This is a genomic window from Pseudomonas syringae group sp. 247E2 (genome assembly GCF_032587795.1).
GTDB classification, from domain to species: Bacteria; Pseudomonadota; Gammaproteobacteria; order Pseudomonadales; family Pseudomonadaceae; genus Aquipseudomonas; species Aquipseudomonas amygdali.
Window position 1 is genome coordinate 67,609 of record NZ_JAWHPK010000011.1, and the last position, 16,925, is coordinate 84,533.

16 protein-coding genes are annotated in these 16,925 nt (G+C 58.6%); 13 read left to right on the plus strand and 3 right to left on the minus strand.

Annotation, left to right across the window (positions count from 1 at the left end):
* The first annotated feature begins 81 nt into the window (after positions 1–81).
* From RYC18_RS13365 to RYC18_RS13425, 13 genes are all read left to right on the plus strand, one after another.
* Positions 82–711, plus strand: coding sequence for a DUF1780 domain-containing protein (locus tag RYC18_RS13365; protein ID WP_003430735.1), 630 nt, complete (start codon positions 82–84; stop codon positions 709–711).
* A complete protein-coding gene (locus RYC18_RS13370) occupies positions 708–1,241 on the plus strand; it encodes an MOSC domain-containing protein (protein WP_316886229.1) in 534 nt (177 codons plus the stop codon). The genes RYC18_RS13365 and RYC18_RS13370 overlap by 4 nt, the downstream gene beginning before the upstream one ends.
* A gap of 13 nt (positions 1,242–1,254) precedes the next feature.
* A complete protein-coding gene (locus tag RYC18_RS13375; protein ID WP_080164415.1) occupies positions 1,255–1,362 on the plus strand; it encodes a DUF3094 family protein in 108 nt (35 codons plus the stop codon).
* 96 nt (positions 1,363–1,458) lie between these two features.
* Positions 1,459–2,757, plus strand: a complete 1,299-nt coding sequence (locus tag RYC18_RS13380) for an NAD(P)/FAD-dependent oxidoreductase (protein ID WP_011167718.1) — start codon at positions 1,459–1,461, stop codon at positions 2,755–2,757.
* A gap of 951 nt (positions 2,758–3,708) precedes the next feature.
* Positions 3,709–4,542 carry a methyl-accepting chemotaxis protein gene (locus RYC18_RS13385; RefSeq protein ID WP_371321922.1) on the plus strand — a complete coding sequence of 278 codons (834 nt, stop codon included), beginning with the start codon at positions 3,709–3,711 and terminating at the stop codon, positions 4,540–4,542.
* Positions 4,543–4,551: 9 nt separating this feature from the next.
* A complete protein-coding gene (locus tag RYC18_RS13390) occupies positions 4,552–4,920 on the plus strand; it encodes a response regulator (protein WP_002553206.1) in 369 nt (122 codons plus the stop codon).
* 23 nt (positions 4,921–4,943) lie between these two features.
* Complete coding sequence (locus RYC18_RS13395) at positions 4,944–5,234, plus strand: lipid asymmetry maintenance protein MlaB (protein WP_005732323.1); 291 nt, start codon at positions 4,944–4,946, stop codon at positions 5,232–5,234.
* 46 nt (positions 5,235–5,280) lie between these two features.
* Positions 5,281–7,383 carry a chemotaxis protein CheA gene (locus RYC18_RS13400; protein WP_316886230.1) on the plus strand — a complete coding sequence of 701 codons (2,103 nt, stop codon included), beginning with the start codon at positions 5,281–5,283 and terminating at the stop codon, positions 7,381–7,383.
* A gap of 30 nt (positions 7,384–7,413) precedes the next feature.
* Entirely contained in the window at positions 7,414–9,069 is a 1,656-nt protein-coding gene (locus RYC18_RS13405; RefSeq protein ID WP_316886231.1) for a methyl-accepting chemotaxis protein, read from the plus strand.
* Between the two features lie 50 nt (positions 9,070–9,119).
* Positions 9,120–9,659 (plus strand): chemotaxis protein CheW, encoded by a 540-nt coding sequence (locus tag RYC18_RS13410; RefSeq protein WP_002553202.1) that lies wholly within the window; start codon positions 9,120–9,122, stop codon positions 9,657–9,659.
* A 9-nt stretch (positions 9,660–9,668) separates the two neighbouring features.
* A complete protein-coding gene (locus RYC18_RS13415; protein ID WP_316886232.1) occupies positions 9,669–10,478 on the plus strand; it encodes a CheR family methyltransferase in 810 nt (269 codons plus the stop codon).
* Positions 10,475–11,008 (plus strand): chemoreceptor glutamine deamidase CheD, encoded by a 534-nt coding sequence (gene cheD / locus RYC18_RS13420; protein ID WP_316886233.1) that lies wholly within the window; start codon positions 10,475–10,477, stop codon positions 11,006–11,008. The genes RYC18_RS13415 and cheD overlap by 4 nt, the downstream gene beginning before the upstream one ends.
* Positions 10,971–12,047, plus strand: a complete 1,077-nt coding sequence (locus tag RYC18_RS13425) for a chemotaxis response regulator protein-glutamate methylesterase (protein ID WP_316886234.1) — start codon at positions 10,971–10,973, stop codon at positions 12,045–12,047. The genes cheD and RYC18_RS13425 overlap by 38 nt, the downstream gene beginning before the upstream one ends.
* Before the next feature lie 94 nt (positions 12,048–12,141).
* Here RYC18_RS13425 and RYC18_RS13430 read toward each other — a convergent pair whose 3' ends face one another.
* The 3 genes from RYC18_RS13430 to RYC18_RS13440 form a co-directional block, all read right to left on the minus strand.
* The gene (locus RYC18_RS13430; protein ID WP_003430753.1) at positions 12,142–12,945 is read right to left on the minus strand and encodes a type III effector HopAI1; all 804 of its coding nucleotides are present in this window, start codon (positions 12,943–12,945) and stop codon (positions 12,142–12,144) included.
* Positions 12,946–13,111: 166 nt separating this feature from the next.
* Positions 13,112–14,395 (minus strand): cellulase family glycosylhydrolase, encoded by a 1,284-nt coding sequence (locus RYC18_RS26540; protein ID WP_081023459.1) that lies wholly within the window; start codon positions 14,393–14,395, stop codon positions 13,112–13,114.
* 108 nt (positions 14,396–14,503) lie between these two features.
* Entirely contained in the window at positions 14,504–16,609 is a 2,106-nt protein-coding gene (locus tag RYC18_RS13440; protein WP_005782659.1) for an NUDIX hydrolase, read from the minus strand.
* Positions 16,610–16,925 lie beyond the last annotated feature (316 nt).

Consider the following 16,925-nt stretch of genomic DNA (forward strand, 5'->3'; position numbering starts at 1 on the left):
GCGATCAAAAAATGAATTGCCAGCCTACACACCTGCATTCACTCTTCCAGTCATGGCAACTTGAACGCTAAGCTTGGCCCTATGGATGACTCAGACTACCTACGCCTGTTGACGATCCAGGCCGAACAAGCCAACGCCTTTCTTTCCAATGCGCGGAAGTGGGAGCGTGAGCGTTGGGTTTGTCAGCGCCTGTTGCAGGGGCTGAACATTGCGCATCGCAACGAGGACTTCACGCCTGCCACTCAGGAGCCGCCGGATGTGCTGTTTCGTGACGGGCGTTTCGAGGTGTTTTTTGTGCTCGATGAGGGCCGTCGTCTCAATGATGAGTGGCGTGAGGAGCTGGCGCGACGACGTAGCGCTTTTTCGTTGAGCCAACTGGTACGTCGAGAGGCCAAGCCCAAACGGATTCCCGCCTCTGAACTGCTGCACCGACTCGCCCCTACCCTGCGCAAGAAATCCACCAATTATCGCGAACGCGGCATTGACCTGGGTGGGCTGGATATCATCGCCTTCGCCAGCCTCAAGCGCGAGGTGCTGGACCTCAACAGTCACTTTCCACCACCGACCGAGTACCTGCGTCAGGGCTGGCGTTCGTTGTCGCTGGTGGGGCCGACCTTTGCTCGGGTATTGTTCGCGCATCCGGGCGCTCCGGATTTTCTGCGTACCAACCTGGGCCGCAGTGTCGTTTTCGATGTTGGAATCAGTTTATGAGCCCCTTGCAGGAACTGCTGGCCGATGTGCCTCAACAAGGCCGTGTGCGCTGGATTGGTGTGCGTCCGGAGTCGCGGGTCGAGATGATCGAACTGGACGCGGTGGAAGCGCGGCGCGAAGCGGGGCTGACCGGCGATCATTCGCGACCTGGTCCGCGCAACGCCCGGCAGGTGACGTTGATCCAGTGGGAGCATCTGGCGGTGGTCGGTTCATTACTGAACCGCGCGGCGGATAACCCCATCGTGCCGCAGGACTTGCGACGCAACCTGGTGATCAGCGGCATCAACCTGTTCAGCCTGAAAAACCGACGCTTTCGCATCGGCCAGGCGATTTTTGAAACCACTGGCTGGTGCCAGCCTTGTGCGCGTCTGGAGCAGCGCCTTGGTCGCGGAACCTTTCAGGCGGTGCGTGGGCATGGCGGAATCACTGCGCGAGTGTTACAAAGCGGCATCATCCGCCTGGACGATGTGTTGCAGGTAGAGCCGCTGGAAATCACTGATCCCTGGCCCCCTGCCCGTCAGCACGCTTGAGACAACGCATAAATTGAGCCGCCACCTGAACCCGGAACCGCAAAGGTGTGTCGAAGAGTACCTTCAGGCAAACCGGCATCCAGTCGAGCGCAGGCCGCTCCTGATCCCGGTGTTGCCGTGATGAACCCGTTTATTGAGCCTTCTGACGCTATGAGCTGCCTTGCGCTCGCGAAGATCAGGCTCCCCGCGAATTCCTTAAACCTTCCGAGTAATCCTTATGACGCATCGTATTGTTATCGTTGGCGGCGGCGCTGGCGGTCTGGAGCTGGCGACCAGCCTGGGTAAAACCCTGGGCAAGAAAGGTACGGCCAGTGTCACCCTGGTCGACGCCAACCTGACGCATATCTGGAAACCGCTGTTGCACGAGGTCGCGGCCGGCTCGCTCAACTCGTATGAAGACGAGCTGAACTACGTGGCTCAGGCCAAGTGGAACAACTTTCAGTTTCAGCTCGGGCGCATGACCGGGCTGGATCGCGCCAGTCGCCAGATTCACCTGGCCGAGACGCTGGATGAAAACGGTGCCGAACTGGTTCCGGCACGCAGCCTGGGTTACGACTCGCTGGTCATCGCCGTGGGCAGCACCACCAACGACTTCGGCACCACGGGCGCGGCGGAACATTGCCTGTTTCTCGACAGCCGCAAACAGGCCGAGCGTTTCCACCAGCAACTGCTCAACCACTACCTGCGCGCCCACGCCGGTCAGGCTGACAGTGCTCAGGAAATCACCGTGGCCATCGTTGGCGCAGGTGCGACTGGTGTTGAACTGGCGGCAGAACTGCACAACGCGGCGCACGAGCTGGCGGCTTACGGGCTGGGCCAGATCAAGCCGGAAAACCTGCGCATTACCGTGATCGAAGCCGGGCCTCGGGTGCTGCCTGCATTGCCAGAGCGTATCGGCGCGCCGGTGCACAAGACACTGGAAAAACTTGGCGTGACGGTGCTGACCAATGCCGCGGTGAGCGAAGTGACCGCCGACGGCTTGATCACGGCCAGCGGGCAGGTCATTCCGGCCAGTTTGAAAGTCTGGGCGGCAGGTATTCGTGCTCCGGCGTTTCTGCATGAGCTGGATGGGCTGGAGAGCAACCGGATCAATCAGTTGCAAGTGCTGCCGACGCTGCAAACCACCCGTGACGAGAATATTTTCGCCTTCGGTGACTGCGCCGCCTGCCCGCAAAAAGGCACCGACCGCAACGTCCCGCCACGCGCTCAGGCTGCTCATCAGCAGGCGTCGTTGCTGGCAAAATCGCTGCGCCTGCGGATCGAAGGCAAGACCTTGCCGGAGTACACCTACAAGGACTACGGATCGCTGATCTCGCTGTCGAGCTTCTCGGCAGTCGGCAATCTGATGGGTAACCTGATGGGCAGCGTAATGCTTGAAGGCTGGCTGGCGCGGATGTTCTATGTGTCGCTGTATCGCATGCACCAGATGGCGCTGTACGGCACCTTCCGCACCCTGATGCTGATGCTGGGCAGCAAGATCGGCAAAGGCACCGAGCCACGGATGAAGCTGCACTAAGGCCCGCCAGCCGAGAGGCGTGCGGGAACACACCATCGTGCCCATGCTTCGCGTGGGCATGCCCTTCTGCGTGCCCTGCGTCCTCCTTGAATTGACCTGTGCAGCGCAGACCGCAAGAACACCATCGTGCCCATGCTCCGCGTGGGCATGCCGTTCTGGACGCTCTGCGTCCTCCTTGAATTGACCTGTGCAGCGCAGACTGCAAGAACACCATCGTGCCCATGCTTCGCGTGGGCATGCCCTTCTGCGCGCCCTGCGTCCTCCTTGAATTGACCTGTACAGCGCAGAACTTGCGACGCAGAGCGTCGTGAAATTCATTCCCACGCTGGAGCGTGAGGAACGAGAGGCGTGCGGGGAGAACACTATCGTCATGCCGCTCTGGACGCTCTTGAGTGCATCTCGCTCTGCGCTGACTTGCAGTGCCCTGAATACCCGCTATTTTTAATCTGACCGGGCTCTGCGCGATGCGATCGGACGGAAGGCGCTCGTACAGGTATCAAGTTCGTCTGCACCGCGCAGATAACCATTGAGTCGTGTACAACGCTGCACTGTTCAAGGATCGAACCCATGATGTCGAATCATTCCAGCAGTACTCCTGCGCAAAGTCGTCCGCATTTCATCTGGTTTTCTCTGATTCCCGTCATACCTGCCGTTGCCTGGATCCTCACGCAATCCGGTACAAGTACGACCAATCTGCTTGCTTGTGCGGCACTGCTCGCTATAGGTCTCGGTGCCTGTGCACTGGCTGCCCGCACCCAGCAGAACGACGTGCGTCGCGCTGTTGCCCAAGCGCTGGACCATCACCAGGCACATAACGCTCAAACCAGTGCCATGTCCTCCCATGCACAGCTCAATGAAGTCTTTCTCGGTGCCATGCCGATCTGGGCCAAACAGGTCGAAAGTTCGCGCCAGCAGACCGAAACCGCCATTGTCGAGCTGAGCAGCCGCTTTATGGGAATTTCCGAACGCTTGCAGGAAACCGTGCAGGCCTCGCAGCACGCTGCCGGTGAGCTGGACGGTCAGAATGCCGATGGCGCTCTGAAAGTCCTGTCCCAGAGCGACAGCGAGCTGAGCCAGGTGATTGACTCCCTTAAAGCCACCCAGGCCAGCCGCGACCAGACGCTCTCCCAGGTTCGCAGCCTGACCGCCTACACAGGCGAGTTGCGCACCATGGCCGCGGACGTCGCAGCGATTGCTGCACAGACCAACCTGCTGGCCCTTAACGCCGCGATTGAAGCGGCGCGCGCAGGTGAAGCCGGCCGTGGTTTTGCCGTGGTCGCCGACGCAGTGCGCAGCCTGTCGAGCAAGTCCAGCGAAACCGGTCAGCAGATGTCGGCCAAGGTCGACATCATCAACAATGCCATCACGCAACTGGTGCAGGCCGCCTCCAGCGGTGCTGATCAGGACAGCCATTCGGTGGCAGCTTCCGAGCAAAGCATCCAGAACGTCCTGGAGCGTTTCCAGAGCATTACCGGTCGCCTGGCCGAATCCGCCGACCTGCTCAAGCAGGAGAGCTTCGGTATTCGCGACGAAATGACCGAAGTCCTTGTAAACCTGCAGTTTCAGGACCGGGTCAGCCAGATTCTCGCTCACGTACGCGACAACATCGACTCTTTGCACGCGCATCTGTTGCAAGCCAGCCAGTCTCCCGATGAGGCCGTCGCCATCGACGCCCGGCAATGGCTGGCGCGCATGGAGTCCACCTACGCGACCGACGAGCAACGCCGCACTCACCGCGGCGAATCGGCAGCACAGCAGAGTTCGCAGGAAATCACGTTTTTCTAGGAGTAGATCATGGCTAAGAGTGTATTGGTGGTCGACGATTCAAGCAGTGTCCGGCAGGTTGTCGGCATCGCGCTGAAAAGTGCCGGATACGACGTTATCGAGGCCTGCGATGGCAAAGATGCACTGGGCAAGCTGACCGGGCAGAAAGTGCACCTGATCATCAGCGACGTGAACATGCCGAACATGGATGGCATCACGTTCGTCAAGGAAGTGAAGAAGCTGGCCAGTTACAAGTTCACGCCGATCATCATGCTGACCACCGAGTCTCAGGAATCGAAAAAGGCTGAAGGTCAGGCGGCAGGCGCCAAGGCCTGGGTCGTCAAACCGTTCCAGCCAGCGCAAATGCTCGCAGCGGTTTCCAAGCTGATCCTGCCCTGAGATCAAGGGCCATGGAGGCCAGCATGCCAACCCCAGACGACAATCAGGCTGACGCCACCCGCGTGCAGATCGACGGCGAGCTGACGATCTACACCGTGACCGAACTCGCCGCCCGTTTGCTGCCGCAGATCACTGGTGCGGCGCGAGTGGAAGTCGACTTGTCGCAAGTTACCGAGATGGACGGTGCCGGCCTGCAATTGCTGGCAGTCATCCAGCGCGAAGCCGGCAAGACCGGGACCTCGCTGCGCATGACCGGGCAAAGCAAGGCAGTCACCGAAACCTTCGAGTTATGTAATCCCGGTGTCGTGCTGTAGCGCGTCCATTTGCATTATTGCCGAGTGATCGATCAAGGAAGTCATCGTGAGTATTAATCTCGATCAGGCACAGCAGACGTTCATCGTTGAAGCGCGTGAGCTTTTGCAGGCCATGGAGGAATCCCTCCTGCAACTCGAAAGCGAACCCGGCGATCAGGACGCAATTGGCGCAGTGTTCCGCGCAGCGCACACCATCAAGGGTTCGGCCGGGCTATTCGGGCTGACGCCTATCGTCAGCTTCACCCACATCGTTGAAGACGTGCTCGACCGCCTGCGTGAAGGCAGCGTGTCGGTGGACGCCGGGCTCATCGCAGTGCTGCTCAAGTCCGGCGATCACATGCTTGAGTTGATCGACGTAGTGGCCAGTCGTGGCCAGACATTGCAGCCACCAGCACTGGAACGCGAAGCGGCGCTGCGTCAGGCATTACAGGTCTATCAGGCGCCGGGCAATGCCCAGCCTGCTGACGAGGCGCAAGCGCCGAGTGTGATCGATGAACAGCCTGCCGAAGTGCTATGGCATATCTCGCTGCGTTTTGGCGTGGATGTGTTTCGCAACGGCATGGACCCGCTGTCGTTTCTGCGTTACCTCAATACGCTGGGGCAAATGGTTCAGGTCACCACCGTTACCGACAGCATCCCGGCGTTGGAAGCGTGGGACCCGGAATCCTGCCACCTGGGCTTCGAGATCGATTTTCGCTCGTCTGCCGGGCATGCCGCGATCAACGAAGTGTTCGACTTCGTGCGGGAAGACTGCGCCGTAGAAATCACCTTGATGAGCGAGACAGCAAACTACGTCGAGCCCACTGGTACAGACCTGGTCTCGCAGACCGGACAAAGTCCTGCGGTTGCCAGCGGCGAACTGCTGGGTGACCAGCGTGCCGTGCCGCGTGCGCCTGCTGCGGCAACAGCTGTAGAGCGCCCTTCTTCGGCCAGCGAGCAGAAAAACAAGGACGGTCGTTATGTGCGCGTCAATGCCGACAAGCTTGATGAGCTGATCAATCTGGTCGGCGAACTGGTCATCGCTAGCGCCGGGGCCAGCCTGCTGGCCCGTTCGTGCGACAACGACCCGCTTCAGGAAGCCAGCTCGACCGTGTCGGGGCTGGTCGAGCAAATTCTGGATGGCGCGCTGCACCTGCGCATGATCCCCATCGGCGACACCTTCAATCGTTTTCGCCGCGTAGTACGTGATGTCAGTCAGGAGCTGGGCAAGGACATCGACCTGATTATCAACGGTGCGGAAACCGAACTGGACAAAACCGTTGTCGAGAAGATCGGCGACCCGCTCATGCACCTGCTGCGCAATTCCATGGACCACGGCATCGAAAGCGCCGAAGCACGTCGCGCGGCAGGCAAGCCGGCAAAAGGTCATTTGAGCCTTAATGCGTACCACGACTCCGGCAGCATCGTCATTGAAATTGCCGACGACGGTGCGGGCCTGAACCGCGAGCGGATCCTCGACAAGGCCCAGCAGCGCGGGCTGGTAGCAGCGGGTGCGAGCCTCACCGATCAGGAGATCTACAACCTGATCTTCGAGCCCGGTTTTTCCACCGCCGAGGCCGTCACCAACCTGTCAGGGCGTGGTGTCGGCATGGATGTGGTGAAACGCAATATCACCTTGCTGCGCGGCACTGTGGACCTGGACAGCCAGCCCGGTCAGGGCACCATCGTGCGCATTCGCCTGCCGCTGACGCTGGCGATCATCAATGGTTTTCTGGTCGGTATCGATCAGTCGACTTACGTGATCCCGCTGGACATGGTTCAGGAATGCATCGAGCTGGACGAACAGAATCGTCACCTGACCCGCGACAGCGGCTACCTCGACCTGCGTGGAGAAGTGTTGCCGCTGGTCTACCTGCGTGATCACTTCAACCATGAAGGCCCCGCTGCACGACGCCAGAACGTGGTGGTGGTGCGCTACGCCGAACACAAGGCCGGGTTGGTGGTAGATGACCTGCTCGGCGAGTTCCAGACCGTTATCAAACCGCTGGGCAAGCTGTTCGGCGCACTGCGCGGCATCAGCGGCTCGACGATTCTGGGCAGCGGTGCGGTGGCGTTGATTCTCGACATACCGGCCTTGCTCAACCAGATCGTACAAATGGAAGCCCGCTCGACCCAGGCGCCTCAATCCCTATTGCCCACTTCTCGCTGACGGATTTGCAATTCCCAAGGAGTTACTTCAATGAAATGGTTTTACGATCTGAAGATTTCCACCAAGCTGATTACCTCGTTTCTGGTGGTTCTGGCGTTGACCGCGGCCATGGGAGTCTTTGCCATTATCCAGCTGGGCCAGGTCAACCAGGCCGCCCAGGACATCAAGGAAAACTGGATGCCGTCCATGCGCGCGGCGTCGGGCATGCGCTTCTACGCAGCCAACTTCCGGCTGAAGGAAAACCGCCACATTGCCGCCGACTCTGCCCAGGAAAAGGCGCAGATGGAGCTTGAGGCAGCAGAAGCGCGCAAACAGTTTGAAACGCGGCTGGCCACGTACGACAAGTTGATCGTCAGCGATCAGGACCGGCAGATGTTCAGTGCCGTGAGTGCCTCATGGTCCGCCTACCTGAAAGTCAGCGACAATCTGTTCGCTCTCTCCCGGCAGGGCCAGGAGGCCGAAGCGCGTGCCTTGCTGCGCGGCGAGTCCAAACTGCACTTCGACGAAGTCACCAACCAGTTGCAAAAAATGGTCGAGCTCAACGACGCCGGCGCGACTGCCGCTGGCGACAAAGGCACTAGCCTGTACGAAAGCGCGCGCATCTCGATCATTGCCGTGCTGGTTGCAGCCTTGCTGGTCGGCCTGGGCCTGGCGCTGTTCATTGCACGGATCATTTCCCGCCCACTGAAAGAGGCAGCGACTGCCGCCGAGCAACTGGCCGAGGGCAACCTGAACGCCCACATCGGGCACGGTTCCAAGGATGAAACCGGCATGGTGCTGAACGCCATGCGCAACATGGTCGGCAAGCTGTCACACATTATCGGCGAAGTGCGTAACGCCGCCGACAACCTGGCCAGCGCTTCGGAAGAAGTCAGCGCCACCGCGCAATCCATGAGCCAAGCCACCAGCGAACAGGCGGCCAGCGTCGAAGAGACCAGCGCGTCGGTCGAGCAGATGAGCGCCAGCATCAACCAGAACACCGAGAACGCCAAAGTCACCGATGGCATGGCCAGCAAGGCTGCCAAGGAAGCGACTGACGGCGGCGAATCGGTGCAGCAGACCGTCGTGGCGATGAAGAAAATCGCCCAACGCATCAGCATCATCGACGACATCGCTTACCAGACCAATCTGCTCGCCCTCAACGCGGCCATCGAAGCAGCCCGTGCGGGCGAACATGGCAAGGGCTTCGCGGTAGTGGCTGCCGAGGTGCGCAAGCTGGCTGAACGCAGCCAGGTCGCGGCTCAGGAGATTGGCGAGCTGTCGTCAAGCAGTGTGGAAATGGCCGAGAAAGCCGGCAAGCTGCTGGACGAAATGGTGCCGTCGATCAACAAGACGTCAGACCTTGTGCAGGAAATCAGCGCGGCGTCAGAGGAACAGGCTGCCGGTGTGGCGCAAATCAACACCGCCATGACCCAGCTCAATCAGGTCACCCAGCAGAACGCTTCAAGCAGCGAAGAACTGGCCGCCACCGCTGAAGAGATGAGCAGTCAGGCCGAACAGCTGCAACAGGCCATGAGCTTCTTCACCCTCGATGCATCGCCAAGGGCCGTCGCACAAGGCAGCCCTCTCGACGGCCGCAGCAGCCCGAACCGCCAGCCCCCGCGCCCACCGCAACAGGCTCCGCGCAAGGCGTTTGCGCAAAGCATGGCGGGCGCCCCGGACGAATCGGAATTCACTCGTTTCTGATGACTGGCTGCTGATTGCCGGCCTCGATAGCGATTCACAGGGAGAACGACATGGGCTCATTGGTCACGACTCGACAGACTGCCACGGCGGTCGAGGAAGAGGCGCAGTACCTGACTTTCATGCTCGGTGGCGAGATGTTCGCCATCGGCATTCTGGGCATCAAGGAAATCATCGAATACGGCAGCCTGACGGTGGTGCCGATGATGCCCGCCTTCGTGCGCGGGGTGATCAACCTGCGCGGTGCTGTAGTGCCCGTGGTTGATCTGTCGGCGCGCTTCGGGCGACAGAACTCGGACATCACCCGGCGCTCGTGCGTCATCATCATCGAGGCCAGCAGCGAGGACGGCCAGCCGCAGGACATCGGCCTGCTGGTCGATAACGTCTCGGCGGTGCTGGAAATACCGGCCTCGCAGATCGAACCGCCACCGAACTTCGGTGCGCGCATTCGTGCCGACTTCATCAGCGGCATGGCCAAGGTCGACGGCAAGTTCGTCATTGTCCTTGAGGTCGATCGGGTGTTGTCTATCGATGAAATGTCCAGCCTCGCCGAAGCAAGTCAGTCGCTGCCTTCCGACGCCGACGCGACGTGAGGCCTGCACATGCCTGATACAGCGTCGCTCACCGATCGCGAATTCGGCCAGTTCCAGGCCTGGTTGTACAGCGCTGCGGGCATCAAACTGACGCTGGCCAAGAAAGCGCTGGTCGCCGGCCGTCTGTTCAAGCGTCTCAAGCATTACGAGCTGGACAACTATGGCGAGTATTTCAAGCTGATCATGAACGATCAGCGCAACGGCGAGCTGCAAGTGGCGCTGGACCTGCTGACTACCAACGAAACGTACTTCTTTCGCGAACCCAAGCATTTTGATTTTCTGCGCCAGCAGGTGCTGCCCAAGGTGGCGCCGGGCAAGGTATTCAGGGTCTGGAGCGCCGCCAGTTCATCTGGCGAAGAGCCTTACAGCCTGGCAATGGCGCTGGCGGAACAACTGGGCACCACGCCCTGGGAAGTGATCGGCTCGGACATCAGCACCCGCGTGCTGAGCAAGGCGCGCAGTGGGCATTACCCCATGGAACGCACCGAAACCCTGCCCCAACCGTTGTTGTTCAAATATTGCCTGAAGGGCGTTGGCCGCCAGGAAGGCACGTTTCTGATCGACAAATCGCTGCGCAGCCGGGTCAGCTTCGTGCAGGTCAACCTCAACGAGACCCTGCCCGATATGGGTGAGTTCGACGTGATCTTTCTGCGCAACGTGATGATCTATTTCGATCAGGAAACCAAGAGCAAAGTCGTGGCGCGTTTATTACCGCGCCTCAAGTCCGGGGGGTATTTCATCATCAGTCATTCGGAAAGCCTCAACGGCATAAACGACACGCTGAAACTCGTCTCCCCTTCGATATACCGCAAGCCATGATCAAGCCCGTCGGCGTGGCCGAAATAGTCCTGGCTCCCGGCGAAGTGGTCTTCGAGACCCGGCCTGCGCGCTTGCGCACATTGTTGGGCTCGTGTGTAGCAATCACGTTCTGGCACCCGTGGCGGCGTATCGGTGGTATGTGCCACTTCATGCTGCCAGGACGTATTCGCAAGGGTCAGCCACTGGACGGCAAATACGCTGATGAAGCGCTGGAGATGCTTATTAGCCATGCGCTGGCCAGCGGGACGCTTCCGGAGGAATATCAGGTCAAGCTGTTTGGCGGCGGCGAGATGTTTCCGGCGCAGCGCCACGACCAGCAGATGCACAACGTCGCATATCGCAACATCAATGCGGCGCTGACGCTGGCCGACCGGCATCGCCTGAAGCTGATGGCTCAGGACCTGGGCAGCACCGGTCATCGCAACATCATCTTCGACCTGTGGAACGGAAACGTATGGGTCAGGCACCAACCAATGGAAGCAATCGAAAAAGATGCCAAACAAAAAAATCAGCGTATTGCTGGTCGATGATTCGGCCGTCGTTCGCCAGGTACTCGTGGCCATTCTCAACCACACCCCCGATATTCATGTCATGGGCGCGGCGTCGGACCCGATATTTGCCATGGCCAAGCTGGCTCAGGAATGGCCGGACGTCATCGTGCTGGACGTGGAAATGCCCCGCATGGACGGCATCACCTTTCTCAAGAAGATCATGAGCGAACGGCCAACGCCAGTGGTGATCTGCTCGTCGCTGACCCAGAAAGGCGCAGAAACTTCGTTGCAGGCGCTGTCTGCCGGGGCGGTGGAAATCATCACCAAACCTACCACCGGCCTGAAGAACTTCCTCATTGATTCAGCCGCCGAGCTGGTCGCGGCAGTCCGCGCAGCGGCGAACTCCAACGTCAAAAACCTCGGTAAGCGCACGGCTCCGCCCGTTCTGGCCCCAGCAAGCAAACTCACCGCAGACGCCATTTTGCCCGCAGCCAGCGGTCACGCCATGGCGCAGACCACCGAGCGCATTGTGGCCATCGGCACCTCGACAGGCGGTACACAGGCACTCGAAGCGGTGCTGACGGCCCTGCCCCGCGTCTGTCCGGGCATGGTCATCGTCCAGCACATGCCGGAAAAATTCACCGCATCGTTCGCCGAACGCCTGAACAGCCTGAGTCAGATCGAGGTGCGCGAGGCCAGAAACAACGACCGCATCCTGCCCGGCCTCGCGTTGATCGCCCCCGGCGGCAAACACATGATGGTCACGCGCAGCGGCGCCTACTACCACGTCCAGGTCATCGACGGCCCGCTGGTCAACCGCCATCGTCCTTCGGTGGACGTGCTGTTCCGTTCGGTGGCCAAATTCGCCGGCAAGAACGCCACCGGCATCATCATGACTGGCATGGGCGACGACGGCGCACGCGGGCTCAAGGAAATGCTCGACGCCGGCAGCGCGACAGTGGCTCAGGACGAAGCCAGCTGCGTGGTATTCGGCATGCCCAAGGAAGCGATCAAACTGAACGCGGCGCAGCGGATCATCCCGTTGCAGGAGATTCATCAGGTGATCCTGCACCGGTGAACCCGGAGCTGTCGCCGTGCAACCAGCGTTTCTTTCGACACCCACGTTTCACGACAGAAACCCCGGGCGCACGGCAGCGCTCAGAAAAACAGCCTTATCGGGCCCACGATGGTGTCAGCAAAGCCTGATGGCCAGCGCTGGACCTGGATGACCCTGAAGCCCCGTCAGAGAATGAGACCAACTGGAAAAAAGGCTCTGCCTCCAGGTTCCTGTGCTGATTGGAAGTCCCTGATCTGTTGCTTTTATGCTCATTGCGGTAAGACGCATAGCTCCAGTGCCCAGGGGAGACATCGGAGTCCGGACGATGGCTGCTCTGCCTCACACCGGCGGCGCTCAACTCCTGTTCGATACTGCTGATCATCCCCCTCATTTTGCCCATGTACTCTGGGCTGTAGGTGTTATCTGCACGGTCAGGCTTGGCGTAGATTGTGAACTGAGCGCCCAGCGCCACACGCTGCTTTGCCGCCGGCATCTCTGCCTGCAGGCACTTCATGTCAGTCACTTTCCACGAGTCCACCGGGCTGTCGCTCGCCTGCAGTATTTTGCCTATCGCATTGAATGCGTTCGGTACATCCTCAGGCGCCACGCTGAGGTGGATCTTGTCTCCGGCAAACTCTCCCTTGCAGTTCGGCTCCAGGCGATCCATATGGATGAAGACTTCAGACCCCGTCATCTTGAAATGATTGGCGGCAGTCCAGCCACCGTGATTTTCACCCAGCGCACTTTGTGCGACGTCATAAGTGGGGGCACGGTGATTAACGGCAAAACGTGTCTGTGTGTTGGCACGTACTTCGCTCTGATTCAAACGGCGCAATTCTGCACCTGCATCCTTCTTCACAGTCGGCTGGGCAATTGCCGTATTGAGTTTTAAATTGAAGGCGGGTCTGTTGATAGGCATAGCTTTTATACCTGCTACTTATCGGTCATGAAAAAAGGGGGTTACGCAGATAGCGGCAGCCTCTGCGCAACCTCTCCAACTCGCCGCTCTGCACTGGTCGTTGGCGACCTCGCAGATAGCTGCCCGCTGAGTGGTCAACAGGCACATCAGGTTCCATTAAACAGGATCAGGAAAACTGATCGCCTTTCGAGAAACCGACATCGTGTTTGATCTTGCCGTTCTCGAACTGGTCCATCCATGGCAGCACATCGGCACCGGCTGCTTTCAGGGCGCCCATGTTGTCTTTCACGGCCTGGTTGGCGCCGTCGCGCTGTTCGAAGTTACCGCCTCCGGTCCAGTTGGCGTTGCCGACTTCACCGATTTGCGGCTTGAAGCCCGCGCTCGTAAGCGCCTTGATCTCCGATGACAGACGCGAGGAGGCATCAGCACCGCTGGCGTACTCATGGATGCTGCCGATCAGGCCAGGGTTGTTGCTGCCGTTGGCGGCTTTCAACTGATCAGCGTATTTGACCAGCCCGCTTTCCCCGCCGGCTGTCAGACCACCACCCCAATTGCTGTCCTCCACCACGATGTCGCCTTTGTAACCTGCGTCGCGGGCGGATTTGATCAGCGTGCTCTGCATATCGGCCCAACCTTGAGTGGCACTCTTGCCGCCCTCATTGAACGTATCGAGTACAAAACTCGGATGGTTTCCAAGGGCAGATACCACGTTTTTGACATCGTCGGCGGCTTGTCGGAGCTTGTCGCCGGACAAGACGTTGCCACCACCGCCATTGGCGTTGTCACGAAACGTAAACTGAATCCTGACCCCTTGTTTGTCGCCGGCATCGACCATCGCCTTGAGCTTGGCCATTTGCGCCGGGTCATTGATCTGGTCATGGGTCATCTGGATGCGAAGTGTTTCCCCTCCGGCATTTTTCACGTCTTCGACCATTTTTTGCGCTGCCTCAGGAGACGCAATTCGGTCAGGAACCGTATTCGCGCCGCCATGAGACCCCAAGCCAGTGTTATTGAACGGTTGGGCTTGATTTGACTGCTCAGACAGTCCTGAGTCTGGCGTCGAACTGGCAGCGCCGCCGGTAGAAGCAGAAGCTCGACCTGGCCCGGACGAAGCTGGGGACGGGTTCTCGGAAGGGTTATTTGCAGAAGAGTTACTTGCGGAAGAATCACCGAGCAAGCGTTTCAGCAGCGCCTGAATCAGCGTCGTCAACGCCTCGATCAAGTCACTTTGATCGCCCCCTCCTGCTCGTCCATTCCCGGTGGTGGCGGTTGTCGGCGCGCCATTCCCCCAACTCACCGTGTTCGGCGCGCGCCGGGTACTTTCCGGAGGAAGAAAGTGCACGGCATTGCTCGACGATTTACCTGAATAGTCCGGACTCGGAGCCTGGTTGCCCGATGAAACAGGGGACCACCCCGGGCTGTTGTTGCTTACAGAGGTATTCATACTCATTTCATTACTCCTTTTTGTGGAGGTAACGCGTTTGGGTGAACGGGTTTTTGTGCAGGGCTTCAGAAACCCTCTTTATCGTCTGTCAGCGCTCAAGCAGATGGAGATTCATTAAAAGGGGCCCTTTAGATAAGCCCGCTCTGCGTCTCGCAAGATGGCAATATCCACGGCGTTGGGTAGCAGTCTTTTGGCCTCGGTAATGTTTGCCAGCTTGACGCTTTGAGATTCAAAGCCCATATCGGACGGTGTTCCATCGATCCGTTTGGCAAGGTAATAACGAGTTCGGGATGTTGTTCGGTCGTAGTCACCGATGAAGCCGTGGAACTTCACCAGAAGCCCCGTCTCTTCGTAGACTTCCTTGAGTGCATTGGTCCTCAAGTTCAAACCGGCTTCCTGCTTTCCCTTGGGAAAAGCGTGCGTTGCGCCGAACGGGTGATTGGTCGGCTCGGTGATCCACACCCTGCCGTCGGGCTCAAAAATGATCGCTCCACTGGCGGGAGCAAGGTGCTGGGAACGCTTAAATTCCGGCTCTGTGAAGTTGACCGCCCGGGTTGTAAATCGGCGCCAGCCATCCATTGTGTTGGGGGGCGTAAATGATCTGAACGGCAGGTTGTTCATGCTGCCACGGACAGCGCTGTGGGGTACAAAAACGGCTGTGGCGTATCGATCACGCCACGTATCCAAAGCGCTGGGAGACGTGGGATTTTTAACAGTGACAACATTGCCGCGCTCGTTCTTTTGGCGATGAATATAAGGAAGCGTCTGCTTCATATCGACCAGCCACTTCTTCCGACTGATCAGTCTTTTACCGAGCTCAATGCGTTCGCTGTGATTGCCAGGACCGTGCTCTGCGCAAAGTGCGGCAATACGCGCATCCGGTATTTTTTCTATCGCTGCAATACCCTCGCGGATGTCATTACGCTCGATGTTCCGAAAGACACGACTGGACGAATTGTCTTCACGAGACAGCATCGTGACCAGTTCCATGGGCGTGGTACCGAACTGACTACCCTTGTGCTCCCCTTGGGCGCGGAAGACCAGCGCGCCGCCAAGGTCGATGCGCACAGGTTTGTTACGGTGATTGAAGATGACATTGTCCCCCGTCAGACCGATGACATCCCAGTTCGCCAGCCAGGCATCCACAGCAAAGCCGCACTTCAACTGGCTATTTTTTGCCAGCGTATCGAGGTCTTTGGGGTTCCCTACTATCAGTTTTGAAATCAGTGCGGGCTTGCCTTTGCGGGACGCCAGCTCTATGTCAGGAACATCGATTCCTGCGGCACGGTACAGCCTGGAGGCAAGCACCTCGTTTCGAAGCCTATTGGCAGACGGGTTGGTTTTCACATACCACTTAACGCCATTGGGCGCTTGAAACAATCCACCTGGATTAGAGCCCTTGGCGCCAGAGAGTTGTTTCCATTTGTCAGTCTCGACGAGAGCGAATTCACCTCCCCTCTTGGACCGTCCTAAAACCGTCATGTCGACGACAATGAACTCACCGCTCCGGCGAGCCTGCGTAATTTCGTACCGGTTGGTGATATCCAGAATGACTTCATGTTCACTCTTGCTGGCCACCGATAACGGCAACCGGCTCTCACTGAGTGTCACCCCCTTCGCACCACTGTGGTTGAGCGCGGGAACGGCAGGCATCGCTTTCAGTACAAAAAGAACCGGTGTTTCTTTTTTCCTGTTCGCGTTCACCAGCGCAAAGCCTTGCGAAACGGCTGACACTGTCGAGGCACTGGCCACCCCGGTCGCGGTGTAAACGCCTTTAACCACGCGCAGGCCGTGAATAAGACCATGGGCTATTTCACGACTGCGGTAACCCTTGGAGGTATTCAGTAACAGCGACGCAGTCTCATCATCCAGAGATATCCCCCGATAAAGCACTTTAGGGTGATCCGACTCGGCCAACTCAATGGAGTAGCGCGGTATGGCGGCCCTCAGGTCGGCAAATTCTTCTTCGGTTGTTTCAGAGGCCGTGTACTTCTGCAGCAGTCGCATGAACTCTTTGCCGTCTATCGAATCCAGTACGCTGTCCTGCCGCCCCGCCAAACGACACTCTTCGACAGTATTGAATTGCTCCACTGGAACTCCCTTGCCTCGCCCTCGCGAAACAAAGTTGGGCACTTTATTACTGACAGGCCCCAGTGCCGAGGTACTTTGAGCGTTTGAAAACCCAAGGTGACTGAAATTGTGTTTTACGGGATTTATCATTAAGCCCTCCTGAACGTTCGTCTTGGGACACGCGATGAACATTCGTCCCTGGAATGACAGGCATCAGGACTGTTATCAGACTCGAACGCCATCAACCGATACTCACAAGGCAAATAGCCATTTTTCGGGTTGATCCACTCATGGATAAAGCCTGCTGATAATGAACAGCCCCCAGAAAGCAGCCAGTTGCTATCACCGAGAAAATATTGAAAATAAGCAGAACTTATAATTGGCTGAACAGCATTCATCGCAAACACTCATCGCCCGCATTTACTGGAAAATTGAGTAAATGAGTGTCGCAGTGTGCTGTGCGGTT

What these genes read in the sequence shown, in the direction of transcription:
- RYC18_RS13365 (WP_003430735.1), top strand. Translation starts at nt 82, where the DNA reads ATGGATGACTCAGACTACCTACGCCTGTTGACGATCCAGGCCGAACAA.
- RYC18_RS13370 (WP_316886229.1), top strand. Translation starts at nt 708, where the DNA reads ATGAGCCCCTTGCAGGAACTGCTGGCCGATGTGCCTCAACAAGGCCGT.
- RYC18_RS13380 (WP_011167718.1), top strand. Translation starts at nt 1,459, where the DNA reads ATGACGCATCGTATTGTTATCGTTGGCGGCGGCGCTGGCGGTCTGGAG.
- RYC18_RS13385 (WP_371321922.1), top strand. Translation starts at nt 3,709, where the DNA reads ATGGGAATTTCCGAACGCTTGCAGGAAACCGTGCAGGCCTCGCAGCAC.
- RYC18_RS13390 (WP_002553206.1), top strand. Translation starts at nt 4,552, where the DNA reads ATGGCTAAGAGTGTATTGGTGGTCGACGATTCAAGCAGTGTCCGGCAG.
- RYC18_RS13395 (WP_005732323.1), top strand. Translation starts at nt 4,944, where the DNA reads ATGCCAACCCCAGACGACAATCAGGCTGACGCCACCCGCGTGCAGATC.
- RYC18_RS13405 (WP_316886231.1), top strand. Translation starts at nt 7,414, where the DNA reads ATGAAATGGTTTTACGATCTGAAGATTTCCACCAAGCTGATTACCTCG.
- RYC18_RS13410 (WP_002553202.1), top strand. Translation starts at nt 9,120, where the DNA reads ATGGGCTCATTGGTCACGACTCGACAGACTGCCACGGCGGTCGAGGAA.
- RYC18_RS13415 (WP_316886232.1), top strand. Translation starts at nt 9,669, where the DNA reads ATGCCTGATACAGCGTCGCTCACCGATCGCGAATTCGGCCAGTTCCAG.
- cheD (WP_316886233.1), top strand. Translation starts at nt 10,475, where the DNA reads ATGATCAAGCCCGTCGGCGTGGCCGAAATAGTCCTGGCTCCCGGCGAA.
- RYC18_RS13425 (WP_316886234.1), top strand. Translation starts at nt 10,971, where the DNA reads ATGCCAAACAAAAAAATCAGCGTATTGCTGGTCGATGATTCGGCCGTC.
- RYC18_RS13430 (WP_003430753.1), bottom strand. Translation starts at nt 12,945, where the DNA reads ATGCCTATCAACAGACCCGCCTTCAATTTAAAACTCAATACGGCAATT.
- RYC18_RS26540 (WP_081023459.1), bottom strand. Translation starts at nt 14,395, where the DNA reads ATGAGTATGAATACCTCTGTAAGCAACAACAGCCCGGGGTGGTCCCCT.
- RYC18_RS13440 (WP_005782659.1), bottom strand. Translation starts at nt 16,609, where the DNA reads ATGATAAATCCCGTAAAACACAATTTCAGTCACCTTGGGTTTTCAAAC.